The 12,384-nt window shown below is 60.1% G+C and carries 9 protein-coding genes; 7 read left to right on the top strand and 2 right to left on the bottom strand.

Annotated elements, in window-relative coordinates; genetic code table 11:
• Positions 1-228 precede the first annotated feature (228 nt).
• Positions 229-1,206 carry a YheT family hydrolase gene (locus F8A88_RS03260; protein ID WP_151149628.1) on the bottom strand — a complete coding sequence of 326 codons (978 nt, stop codon included), beginning with the start codon at positions 1,204-1,206 and terminating at the stop codon, positions 229-231.
• 116 nt (positions 1,207-1,322) lie between these two features.
• Between F8A88_RS03260 and F8A88_RS03265 the strand changes: the two genes are divergently transcribed.
• The 7 genes from F8A88_RS03265 to F8A88_RS03295 all read left to right on the top strand — a co-directional run bounded on the left by F8A88_RS03265 (position 1,323) and on the right by F8A88_RS03295 (position 10,550).
• Positions 1,323-2,552 (top strand): aminopeptidase, encoded by a 1,230-nt coding sequence (locus F8A88_RS03265; protein ID WP_241667324.1) that lies wholly within the window; start codon positions 1,323-1,325, stop codon positions 2,550-2,552.
• A gap of 118 nt (positions 2,553-2,670) precedes the next feature.
• The gene (locus F8A88_RS03270; protein WP_151149629.1) at positions 2,671-3,270 is read left to right on the top strand and encodes a nucleotide exchange factor GrpE; all 600 of its coding nucleotides are present in this window, start codon (positions 2,671-2,673) and stop codon (positions 3,268-3,270) included.
• Between the two features lie 112 nt (positions 3,271-3,382).
• Positions 3,383-5,302: a molecular chaperone DnaK gene (gene dnaK / locus F8A88_RS03275; protein ID WP_151149630.1), complete on the top strand. Its 1,920-nt coding sequence runs from the start codon at positions 3,383-3,385 to the stop codon at positions 5,300-5,302.
• A 107-nt stretch (positions 5,303-5,409) separates the two neighbouring features.
• Positions 5,410-7,452 carry a type 1 periplasmic-binding domain-containing protein gene (locus F8A88_RS03280; RefSeq protein WP_151149631.1) on the top strand — a complete coding sequence of 681 codons (2,043 nt, stop codon included), beginning with the start codon at positions 5,410-5,412 and terminating at the stop codon, positions 7,450-7,452.
• A 30-nt stretch (positions 7,453-7,482) separates the two neighbouring features.
• Positions 7,483-7,767 (top strand): Asp-tRNA(Asn)/Glu-tRNA(Gln) amidotransferase subunit GatC, encoded by a 285-nt coding sequence (gatC, locus tag F8A88_RS03285; protein ID WP_151149632.1) that lies wholly within the window; start codon positions 7,483-7,485, stop codon positions 7,765-7,767.
• Between the two features lie 20 nt (positions 7,768-7,787).
• The gene (gene gatA, locus F8A88_RS03290) at positions 7,788-9,245 is read left to right on the top strand and encodes an Asp-tRNA(Asn)/Glu-tRNA(Gln) amidotransferase subunit GatA (RefSeq protein WP_151149633.1); all 1,458 of its coding nucleotides are present in this window, start codon (positions 7,788-7,790) and stop codon (positions 9,243-9,245) included.
• A 129-nt stretch (positions 9,246-9,374) separates the two neighbouring features.
• Positions 9,375-10,550, top strand: coding sequence for a CgeB family protein (locus F8A88_RS03295; RefSeq protein ID WP_151149634.1), 1,176 nt, complete (start codon positions 9,375-9,377; stop codon positions 10,548-10,550).
• A gap of 58 nt (positions 10,551-10,608) precedes the next feature.
• On the opposite strand, the gene F8A88_RS03300 is transcribed toward F8A88_RS03295, so the two are convergent.
• Positions 10,609-12,372 carry a dipeptidase gene (locus F8A88_RS03300; RefSeq protein ID WP_206666390.1) on the bottom strand — a complete coding sequence of 588 codons (1,764 nt, stop codon included), beginning with the start codon at positions 12,370-12,372 and terminating at the stop codon, positions 10,609-10,611.
• Positions 12,373-12,384: the final 12 nt, after the last annotated feature.

Raw genomic sequence — 12,384 nt, forward strand, 5'->3', positions numbered from 1 at the left:
TACTCAAAAAAAAGATGGTTCGCCTGACTTTTTTCCTCTTTCTGAGAGCGGATTACGCTTGATGGTTTAGCTTGTCAACAATAATTGTGTGAGGTGCGCGGCTGTTGTGGGTGCGCGAGATTTTATATTTTATTTTTTGATAACTGATTATTGGGTTTGTCTTGCAACCGAATGAACGGTCTTTTCGTGCTTGCGTGTTGTGGTTTATTTTAATTTAGCTTCTTAATTTTAAGAAGCGTATTCGTGCAGAAATGCCGTAGCGCGTTGTTCGGACCAGTATTGTCCGTCCGGGGCAAAGCGTACGAATCCGACGTGTCCGCCCGTGGCCGGTGTTTCCAGATGGAGATCGGGGTTGGCAAGGGCATGCTCCCGGGGAAAGCATGCCGGTGAAAGGAAGGGGTCGTTCAGGGCGTTCACCAGCAGGGTCGGCACGTTGATGTTTGGCAGGAACGCGAGGCAGGAACTCTGCGCATAGTAGTCTTCGGCATCGCGGAATCCGTGCATGGGTGCGGTGTAGCGGTCGTCAAATTCGCGGAAGGTGATCATGGCGTCGAGGCCGCTCAGGTCCAGCCGCCCCGGGAACTGTTCGTTTTTTACCCGGACACGCCGTCGCAGGTCGCGCATGAAGTATTCCATATAGATACGGCAGGAGGGGCGTTCCAGCATTGTGCTCGAGCCCGAAAGATCGCAGGGCACGGAAAAGGCCACGGCTCCGGCAACCTGTTCGGGAACGTTGTCCGGTGCTTCCCCGAGGTACTTGAGAGTCTGGTTGCCGCCCATGCTGAAGCCGATGAGCGCGGCGCGGGCGTAGCCGCCCGTTTTCAGCACGTGGGTCAGCACGGTGTGCAGGTCGTCGGTCACGCCGCTGTGGTAGGTGCGCATGGTCAGGTTGGGTTCGCCGGAGCATCCCCGGAAGTTCAGGCACACGGCGTCCCAGCCCGCCTGGTTCAGGGCTTTGGCCATGCCCAGTGGATATTTTTTGCGCGAGTTGCCTTCCAGTCCGTGGGAAATCACGGCCACATGGTCTGTGGGATGCGGTGCCGCGTGGTGGTCGATGTCGATGAAGTCGTTGTCCGGCGTGGCGATGCGTTCCCGACGCGGTGCGGTCTGCGGCGTGGGACGCAGCAGGGTCGGATACAGGGTCTGGACGTGACCGTTGCCGAAGGGAAAGGGTGCGCGGTAGTCGGATGCGGGCAGTATGGGCATGGTGGCTCCTGATTGTGTGCGGCTGATTCTGCACCGGCTCGCCTTGGCCGTCAATCGCGATTGCGTGAGTTTTGCGGGGCTATTGCGCGTTGCCCTGCGCGAGGCGAGCGTATAGGGTGACTGCAACAAGGAGGCCTGTCATCGGACCCTATTCGAGAACCGATCTGGAAAATTACGCCGAGGTCCTGCTCTGGGGCGTTGGGCAGTCGCGCGGGCGCGAACTGCAAAAGGGCGACGTGGTGGTCATTCGCTACGACCACCAGGCCATAGCTCTGGTGGAGAGCCTGTATTCCCTGTGCATGGACCGGCATTTCCGGCCCGTGCCCGTTGCCAAGCCCACGCCGATCATGGAAGTGGAACGGTACCTCAATTCCAGTTTTGCCCAGCTGACCTTTCAGCAGCCGGGCCGCATGGAGCTTTTCCAGGCCGCAGCCGGGTGCGTGAATCTGCTGGCTCCTGAGGATCTGGTGCACTTGCAGACCGTGGACCCGCACATCATTGCCGAGGCCAACCGGGCCGAACAGCCGCTCAGGCGCATGTTGGGGCGACGCAGGCAGTCGGGCGCGCTGGGCTGGACCATGGGCCTGTATCCCACCGAGGCACTGGCGCAGGCTTCGGGCATGAGCTTTGATGAATATGCGAAAAAGCTGCACCGCGCCTGCTGGCTGAACATGCCCGATCCCGTACGGGAGTGGCGGCGCATGCAGCGGGAGCTGCACGAATTGTGTTCATGGCTGGGAACCATGAACATCCGGTCCTTCAAGGTGGAGGGCGAACATCTTGACCTGCGGGTTCCGGTGGGCAGCAACAGGCGATTCAGAGCCCTGACCGGGTCCAATATTCCGGGCAGCGAACTATATGTGTCGCCGGACTGCCGGGGCGTTGAGGGCGTTTTTTACGCCAACCAGCCCAGTCTGCGCAACGGGCATCTGGTACATAACGTGACCCTTGAGTTTTTTGACGGCGTGACCACGCGCGTGGATGCGGACCGCGGGCTGGTTTTCCTGCAACGCCAGCTGTACACGGACGCGGGTGCGCGCAGGGTGGGTGAATTTTCGCTTACGGATCGTCGTTATTCGCGGGTGGACAGTTTCATGGCCCATACGCTGCTCGACGAAAACGTGGGTGGGGAATACGGCAACTGCCACATCGCGTTGGGCGGTTCCCTGGTGGAGTGCTTTGACGGGCCGCCCGAGGTTTTGACCCCGGAGCTGGAGGCTTCGCTCGGGTTCAATGTTTCGGACATCCACTGGGACATGGTCAACACCGAGCCGAAACGGGTCACGGCCATGCTGGCAGACGGCAAGCCCCGCCTCGTTTATGAAAATGGTGAGTTCAAGGTCTGATTTCTCCCGCAAAAGGGGCGATTTGCCTGTTGACAACCGCACACCGATGCTTACTTGTGTCTGCAATGCGCTTCTTTGTTGCGCGCGAAAGCCGAAATTCATTTGAGGACGGATACATATGCCCAAGGAAAAAGGAACGGACATCCCCATCAACGGGGTTGATCAGGACGATGTGAAACAGGAAGAGGAAAATTGCGCTTCGGCCGAGAATGCCGACGAGCTGTCCCTTTCCGAAGAGGAACTCACCGCTCTGTGCCGGGAGCACGTCTGCCCGGAATGCGACGTGATGCAAAAGGCCGAACAGGAACGCCTGCGCGCATTGGCCGACACCGAGAACGTCAAGAAACGGCTGCTGCGCGAAGCCGAGGAAATGAAGCGGTATGCCGGTGATTCCATACTGGGAGACCTGTTGCCCGTGCTGGACAATCTCGACCTTGCGCTGGCCCATGCCGACCACGCCGACGAAGCGTGCAAGAATTTCGTCATGGGCGTGGACATGACCAGGAAAATATTCCTGGACACGCTCAAGAACCACGGGCTGGAGTCTGTTGAAGCGGTGCCAGGCACAGAGTTCAATCCCGAGTTCCATGAGGCCGTGGGAATGGCTTCGGAAGATGATCTGGATGACAATGCCGTGGCCCAGATCGTTCAGGCCGGATACGTGCTCAAGGGACGTCTGTTGCGCCCTGCAAAGGTCATGGTCAACAAGAAGTCCTGAAAAAAAGAGCGGAATCGTCTTTACAAGCGAAACTGAGTGCTTAATTGAGAACCAGTGTTCGCCGAAATCAACAATAAATTACGATATCAATAGAATATGAGGAGGAACCGCAATGGGTAAGATCATTGGCATCGACCTCGGAACCACCAACTCCTGCGTATACGTCATGGAGGGCAAGGACCCGAAGTGTGTAACCAACCCCGAAGGCGGCCGTACCACGCCGTCCATCGTGGCCTTTACCGACAAGGAACGCCTGGTGGGCGAAATCGCCAAGCGTCAGGCTGTCACCAACCCCGAAAAGACCGTGTTCGCCATCAAGCGTCTCATGGGCCGCGAAGTCAGCGCGCCCGAAGTCGCCAAGTGGAAGGACCACTGCCCCTACAAGATCATCTCCGGCAACGGCAATGACGCGTGGGTGGAAGTGGACGGAAAGAAATACAGCCCGCCCGAAGTTTCCGCAATGATCCTTCAGAAGCTCAAGAAGGACGCGGAAGCCTATCTGGGCGAAACCGTTACCGAGGCCGTCATTACGGTCCCGGCATACTTCAACGACTCCCAGCGTCAGGCTACCAAGGACGCGGGCAAGATCGCCGGACTCGAAGTCAAGCGCATCATCAACGAGCCCACCGCGGCTTCGCTGGCCTACGGCTTTGACAAAAAAGCCAACGAGAAGATCGCGGTCTTCGACCTCGGCGGCGGCACCTTTGACGTCTCCATTCTCGAAGTGGGCGACAATGTCGTGGAAGTGCGCGCCACCAACGGTGACACCTTCCTCGGCGGCGAAGACTTCGACCAGCGCGTCATCGAATATCTCGTGGAAGAGTTCAAGAAGGAAAACGGCATCGACCTCGCACAGGACCGCATGGCCCTGCAGCGTCTCAAGGAAGCCGGAGAAAAGGCCAAGAAGGAACTTTCCTCTTCCATGGAGACCGAAGTCAACCTGCCGTTCATCACCGCCGACCAGAATGGTCCCAAGCACCTGATGGTCAAGATCAGCCGCGGCAAGCTGGAAAAGCTGGTGGACGACCTTGTGGACCGCACCGTGGAACCGTGCAAGAAAGCCCTGGCCGACGCCGGACTTTCCGCTTCGGACATCGACGAGATCATCCTCGTGGGCGGCATGACCCGCATGCCGCTGGTGCAGGAGAAGGTCAAGGCCTTCTTCGGCAAGGAGCCCAACCGTTCCGTGAACCCGGACGAAGTGGTGGCCATGGGCGCTTCCATTCAGGGCGGCATCCTTTCCGGTGACGTCAAGGACGTGCTGCTGCTGGACGTGACTCCGCTTTCCCTTGGCATCGAAACCATGGGCGGCGTGTTCACCAAGCTCATCGAGCGCAACACCACCATCCCGACCAAGAAGTCGCAGGTGTTTACCACGGCCTCGGAAAACCAGCCCTCCGTGTCCATCCGCGTGTTCCAGGGCGAACGCCCCATGTGCGCGGACAACATGCTGCTGGGCAATTTCGAGCTGACCGGCATTCCGGCGGCGCCGCGCGGCGTGCCGCAGATCGAGGTCACTTTCGACATCGACGCCAACGGCATCGTCAACGTGTCCGCCAAGGACATGGGTACCGGCAAGGAACAGTCCATCCAGATCACTGCTTCCTCGGGCCTGAGCGACGACGAGATCGACCGCATGGTCAAGGATGCCGAATCCCATGCGGACGAGGACAAGAAGAAGCAGGAGCTCATCGAGGTCCGCAACCAGGCCGACACCCTCATTTACACCACGGAAAAATCCCTCAGGGATATTGGTGAAAATGTGGAGCCTGAACTCAAGGCCGACATCGAAAGCAAGATTGAAGATTTGAAAAAGGCCTTGGAGGGCGACGATCACGACGCCATCAAGCAGGCCTCCGACGCTCTGGCCCAGTCTTCCCACAAGCTGGCCGAAAAACTGTATGCCCAGCAGGGGCAGGATCAGGGCGCGGCCGGCGGTCCCGAGGCACAGCCCGGACCGGACGCCGGAGCCGAGCAGCCCAAGCAGGATGACGACGATGTGGTCGACGCCGACTACACCGAGGTCAAGTAACCGGCTTGCAAACTCGGACCAAGCCACGTATAGCAATACCCGGCTCGCAATATGCGGGCCGGGTTTTTTCTGCGCTTTCCGGCAATGGAGAATACGGAACCGTCATCATGAATAACACACGTTTCGGACACACGGTCCGACTGAGTCTCGCGGCCCTTACCCTGCTTGCCGCCGTTGCGCTTTTCGGCTGTACGGCCGGAATGTCTTCGTGGACCCAACGGGCCATGAAGAGCGCGGACATGCTGTCCACGGCCGACCTCATGGTCGAGGCCGACAAGGCTTGGGCGGAAAAGGAATATCAGGCCGCCGAGCTGTATTACGGCAATGCGCTGGACAGGCAGGACCTTTCCGCGCCCTTGCGTACGCTTGCCCAGAGCCGGCTTGGCCTGAGCGCCTATCACAACGGCCATTACCATCAGGCCATGACCAGCCTGGAAAAGTGGGCCAACCTCGACATCAACGCGGTCAGCCGCTGGGACTGGCAGCAGGCCTATCTGGATACCGCCGATGCGCTTGGCAGGCACAAGCGGTTGGAGAATCACCGCGCGTGGGCTTTGGAGCAGACCGGTTTGCCGTGGCAGACCCGCCAGAACATGGCCCGGTGGTATTCGGATTATTACATGGCCGAACGGAATTGGGAAAAGGCCCTGAGCGTGCTGGACGCGTTCTATGCCAAGGCCCCGGACCGGATGGCGCGTGTGAACTTCGAACACGCCTACCTTGCCGGGCTCAAGGAATACGATCAGGGGCCGCTGTCCGCTTTGTCGCGGTATGTGACCGCTTCCAACCGCTACACGTTCCCCTATGCCCTGGTTTCGTTCGAGCGCTCCCTGCGCGAGGCCGACGACAAGAAAAAATGGGGCGCTGTGTGGCGTAACATGCATGGCATTGCGGCCAACGCCTCCCTTGAAGACCGCACCGGCCTGATCGAAACGCTTCAGGAACTGGAAGCTCGTTACGGGCTGCCGAGAATAGGCATCGCCCTTGCCCTGCCCATGACCGGCCCGTATGCCAAGGTGGGCACACGCATCCTGCGGGGCGCGGGGGTGGGCCAGTGGCGGCAGTCCGGCATCGGCGACGAAGTGGATATCCGGGTCATCAATACGGCTGCTCCGGGCTGGATCGAGCGTCTGGACGCTCTGCCTTCCCATTTTTCATTGGTGGGCGGCCCGTTGCGCGTGCAGGCATTCAAGGATCTGCTTGCTTCGGACAAGTGTGACTCCATCCTCAAGAAGCGGGCGTTTTTCACTTTTTTGCCCGGCCTTGGCGAAAAGGAAGAGGGGCGCATTGCGTGGCGTTTCTTCACCAGTCGCGAGGACGAGGTGCGCAGTCTGGTGCGTATGGCCGTGGACCGACTGGGTATCCGCGATTTCGCGGTGTTTTACCCGGAGGAAAAATTCGGTCGCGCCATGTCCAGAACGTTTTACAACGAGGCCGCGCCCCTTGGCGCGCATATTCGCGGTATGCAGTCATATCCCCCCCGGGAACTGACCTCGTGGAACCGCCATATTGCCAAACTGCTCAATGTGCCTGACAACTTCAGCGAGAATAAGGAAGCACCGCTGCCCATTCCGGATTTCGGCGCGGTGTTCATTCCGGACGGCTGGAGCCAGGCCCAGAACCTGTTGCCCAACTTCTTTTTTTACGAAGCCGAGCAACTGGTGTTCCTCGGTCCGGGGCTGTGGAGCCGTGCATTGGACCGTGCAAAAGGCATTGAAGAACAGTATTACAAGCTGGCCATCTGCCCGGGCGCATGGTGGAGCGGCAGCGATGGTGCATTGGCCCTGCAGGACGCCCTGACCGAAGAGGGTCTGGGCCGGGCTGATTTCTGGGTTGCGCTCGGTTTTGATTTCGTCCGTTTCGCTTCCCGCATGGGGGTTCTGCCCTCGGGATGGACTGCGGACAAGGTCAATGAGCGCATCGCACACGCCCAGACAATGGATTTCAGCATGGCGGCCCTTTCCTGGGACGGCGAAGGCATGGCGAGTCAGGAGCTTTTCCTGTTCAGCCCCACGCGTCATGGCAAGACCGTGTGCAATGTGGAGACCATCAAGGCCCGTGTGGAAAAGGCCACGGCCCGGCGTTTGCGGCGTGCCGAGATTTACGAGGAACGCCAGGCCGAAGAGAAGGCTGCGGCATCGGCCCAATAGCGTTTTTACGCATTCAAGGAGTTTGAATATATGAAAATCAGTCCAGAGGAAGTTGCCAAGGTGGCCGGACTGGCCCGCCTTGACCTTTCCGATGATAAAATAGAGCTTTTTTCCGGACAGTTGGACGATATCCTGAATTATATGGACAAGCTGGGTGAACTCGACACCAGCGACGTGGAGCCCATGTACAGCCCGGTGGAGCACACCACTGTGCTGCGGGCTGACGAACCGCGCAAGGACTACTCGCGCGACGAGGTGCTTTCCAACGCCCCGGAACAGGACGGCGCGTTTTTCATCGTTCCCAGAATCGTTTAGTATCGCCACAAGGTTAATTCATGTCAGATATGCATAGCATGACCCTTTCCGAGATCGCGGCAAAGTTGCAATCGCGGGAAATATCCGTTGAATATGTCGTCCAGTCCTGTCTCGACAGGATCGAATCCACCGAACCCCGCGTTGGCGCGCTTTTGAGCGTGCAGGCCGAGGAAGCCCTTGCCCGCGCCCACGCCATGGACCAGAGCGGACCGGAGGCGGACAAGCCGCTCTGGGGCGTGCCCATGGTGCTCAAGGATCTGCTGACCACCAAAGGCGTTCCCACTACCTGTGCCTCGAAGATACTCGAGAATTTTGTGCCGTTTTACGACGCCACCGTGGTAGAGCGTTTGCGCGATGCCGGAGCCGTGCTGCTGGGCAAGGCCAACATGGACGAATTCGCCATGGGATCGTCCACCGAGAACTCCGCATTCAAGAAGACCGCCAACCCGTGGGACCCGGAACGGGTTCCGGGCGGCTCGTCCGGCGGTTCGGGCGCAACCGTGGCCGCCTGCCAGTGCTATGGTGCGCTGGGCACGGACACGGGCGGTTCCATCCGTCTTCCTGCTTCCTTCTGCGGCGTTGTGGGGTTGAAGCCCACCTATGGCCGCGTTTCCCGTTTCGGCATGGTGGCCTACGGATCCTCGCTGGACCAGATCGGTCCCATGACCCGCAGCGTGGAAGACGCGGCGCGCGTGCTCCAGATCATTGCCGGGCACGACCCCAAGGATTCCACCTCGGTGAATTGCGAAGTTCCGGACTATTGCGCGGCGCTGGGCAAAGAGGACCTTTCCGGTGTGCGCATCGGCCTGCCCGAGGAATACTGGGGCGAGGGCCTTGCCCCGGAAGTGGAAACCGCCTGCCGTGAGGCCATTGCCAAGGCCGAATCGCTGGGCGCGCAGACCGTGCCGGTCAAGCTCTCACTGACCGACTACGCCATCGCCACCTATTACATCATCGCCATGGCCGAGGCGTCTTCCAACCTTTCGCGGTTTGACGGCGTACGCTACGGCTACCGCAACAAGGAAGCCGACGAGCTCATCGACATGTACACCCGCAGCCGCACCGAAGGGTTCGGCGACGAGGTGCAGCGCCGCATCATCATGGGCGCATACGTGCTTTCCAGCGGTTATTACGATGCCTATTATCGCAAGGCCGCACAGGTACGCCGCCTGATCCGCAAGGATTTCGAGCAGGCCTTTGAACAGTGCGACGTGATCGCCGGTCCGGTCTGCCCGACCACGGCGTTCCGTTCCGGCGAAAAGGCCGACCCCCTGCAGATGTACCTCATGGACATCTTCACCATTTCCCTGAACCTCGCAGGGCTGCCGGGTATGAGCTTGCCCGTGGGACTTGGCTCCGAGAGCCAGATGCCCGTGGGCCTGCAGCTCATGGGACCGGCGTTTTCCGAGGAACGGCTGCTTTCGGTTGCCGACACGCTGGAACGCGCCCTGCCGCCCATGCCCGTGCCGGAAATGTAGCCGGAGGCTCGTGGTGACGGACCGCGCAAGCGCATCATTCATTGCAATCATCAAGGCCCTGCTTCGCCCAACGGCGCGGCAGGGCTTTTGTTTACCGCACCGAACCACGCAGAACATACGGAGCGTGCCGTGAACACGTGGCAGGATTCCATACGCCGCACCGAGTGGCCGCGCATCCTGTTCGTTGAGCAGGATTATCTGGTGATACCGGAAATCATGTCCGCCCTGAAACGGCTGGGCGTGGAGCATGCCACTGTCCGTTTCCGGCAGGATACGGAATTCCTGCGTGAACTGTTCGATGCCATCGAGACGTTCCGGCCCGCGTTCATTTTGACGGTCAACCATGCGGGGCTGGACGCGCAAGGCGAGGTCCTGCGCCTTTTACGGCAGGCGGGCGTACCCCTTGCCAGCTGGTTCGTGGACCGGCATGAGATGTTCGTGCGTGATCGTGTGGCCGCCGATTCCCTGCTGGCCGTTTTCTCGTGGGACCCGGATGCGGTGTCGTCCCTTGCCGCCCAAGGTGTTGCCCATGCCGGGTATCTGCCGCTGGCAGCGGATGTGGACAGCTTTTGTTTTCCCAAACAAATGGACGAGCCGGTGCGGGACGTGGCCTTTGTGGGATCCTCATGGACGGACAAGACCGCGGACGCGATGCGGGCCGGGCAGTTCCCCGCCGCATTGACCGAGCGGCTTGATGCCTTGGCCCGGGCATGGGCCGCAAACCCGGCCGAACCTGTCTTTCGGGTGCTGCGCGCTGATTCGGATGCCTATGCCTGCTGGAAGGCGTTGACCGAAGAGCGGCGGCGTCTGTTTTTGCGTCTTGTGCAACTCCAGGCGTCCGGGTTGCATCGGGTGGCGTGCGTGCGTGAGTTGCTGCGGTTTGCGCCGCTGGTGGTAGGCGATGCCCATTGGAAGGATTTGCTCGGCAAAGACTCGTTTTCATGGCGCGGTCGTCTGGACTACCGAACCGAGTTGTCCGGTTTTTACGGCCAAAATGCCGTCAATTTCAATGTCAACAGCCTGCAATCCCGCCATGCGCAGAACCAGCGCGTGTTCGACGCGCCGTGTTGCGGGGCGTTTGTGCTTTCGCAGCAAGGAGCGGCCCTTGAGGAATTGTTCGACCCCGGCACCGAGATCGCCTGCTATGGGAATAAAGACGGTATCCGGGCTGCGGTGGAGCGTTGGCTGTCCGATCCCGCAGCGCGGGAAACCGTGGTTCAGGCCGCCCATCGACGGATCATGGCCCATCATACCTACATGCACCGGGTCAGCGAGATTGTCGCAGTGATGGAACGCACGTTCTGATTTTTTTGAGCGCAGCAGGTAGGCGGCCCGCCCGGAATCATCCGGACGGGCCGTTTTATTATTTCATGTCGTAGGTCGTGGGGCCTTGGCGGTAGTTGGTCTTGTCCAGCCATGTGGCGGGATAGCCCACCTCGATGGGCATGGTGCCCGGAGCAGGCTCCGAGTAACGACCGTTGGGCAGGTTGATGTAGCCGTCCGAGTATTTGGCGATGAGCATGTCGCCCAGGTCCCACCAGCGTTCCAGCATGCGGTTGGAATTGGCGGTTGCTTCCTTGCCCAGAATCAGCGGCGCGGATTTGGGCGGATTGACCATGAGTTTGTCCATGCGGGCCACGAATTCAAGCGATTCCTGTTCCAGCTGGCGTTGCAGGGGCAGGATGTCGTTTCGGGTCATGCGCTGGAAGTTCAGGCGCGAAAGGGAGTTCACGTAATCGAACGCCCACCATGCGGCCTTGCGGTCCAGCTTTTGGGGGCTGCCGCTGGAATAGGCCGGGTTCAGGTTGTTTGCCTTGGCAAAGAACGGGGCAAAGCAGGTGGTGTAGGAAACGTCCGGGCCGTGCCAGACCAGTCCCTTGGTCATGTCCGGGGCATCGGGACGCCACTGGCATACGAAGGTGTAGCCCTGATAGAAGACCGAAATGGCCCGTTCCCATGCTCCGGCCGGAGGCGTGGAACTGTCGCTGATGTCGTTTTGCGGGTTGTCGTAGGGGCCCACAAATCGGTGCGGGTCGCCGTAGGGACCTGCGGCCACGCCCTTGGTCAGGTCGAACTGCGTGCCTTCGTAGTGGTCGCGGTACAGGGCGAACACGTCGTGCGGTGTCAGTTTTTTCTTGGGGGCCACGGCAAAGGGGTAGGCCGTGGTGTAGCCGTCGCGCACCCACGGGCTCAGGCCGAGGTCGGGATTGACGCGGTCCAGCACGCGCCACACGCGGCGCAGGGAATAGTAGGGATGGTTGTATTCGCCGGGGCTGACAGCCTTGAGCCAGTCGAATTTTGTCTTGCCGTCCCAGTGCCCGGTCTGCATGCATCCTTTGGGCAGGTGTTTGGACCAGTAGAAATTCTTGTGTTCCTTGTCCTTGAAGTCCACGTTTCGGATGCGGAATTCGTTGGCCGCCACAAAGACCATGCCGTCGGGCACGCGCTGGGCCACCCATGCGGAATGGCGCGACTGGTCACCCAGTGCGCACATTTCAAAGACCCATGCCTCGTTCGGGTCCGCCACCAGCAGGGTTTCGCCCGTGGAGTAGAATCCGTACTTGTCGATGAGTCCGCCCATGAGGGTGATGGCTTCGCGCGCGGTCTTGCAGTTTTCCAGGGCAACGCGTGAGAGTTCCGAGCTGTAGAACAGGCGCATGGGGCCGGGCTTGTCGCCGTTGTTGGGCTTGGGTTCGTAATATGCGCCGTTGGTGCATTCGCCCAGCATGAGGTTGTGTTCGTTCATGATGCCGTATGCGCCGTCGTAATAGGCGTAGGACACCGGGACGCTGTGGCCAAGAATGGCCCAGATGTTTTTGTAGGGCAGTTCATAGAGCGGCTTGGTGTAGGGCGCGCCCGTGTCGTAGGCCGGACCGCGTTCCTTGGTGGAAATGCGTGGATAACGGTAATGCTCCGCGAAAATCTGGCGCTTTCCCTGCTGCGGGCGGGCCGGAACAAGTATGAAGCGCTGGTCGCCCAACTCGTCGTCGTCGGAGTGGGCCACCATCATGGAGCCGTCCGCGCTGGCCCCCTTGGTGATGATCATGGTGGTGCAGCACAGGGCAGTGGCTGTTGTGGCCAGCAGCAACAGCATGGTGGCGGCAAAGAGAGTGTTGAAACGTGTCATGGTTGTCCTCCG

Source organism: Pseudodesulfovibrio senegalensis, assembly GCF_008830225.1.
Taxonomy (GTDB): domain Bacteria; phylum Desulfobacterota; class Desulfovibrionia; order Desulfovibrionales; family Desulfovibrionaceae; genus Pseudodesulfovibrio; species Pseudodesulfovibrio senegalensis.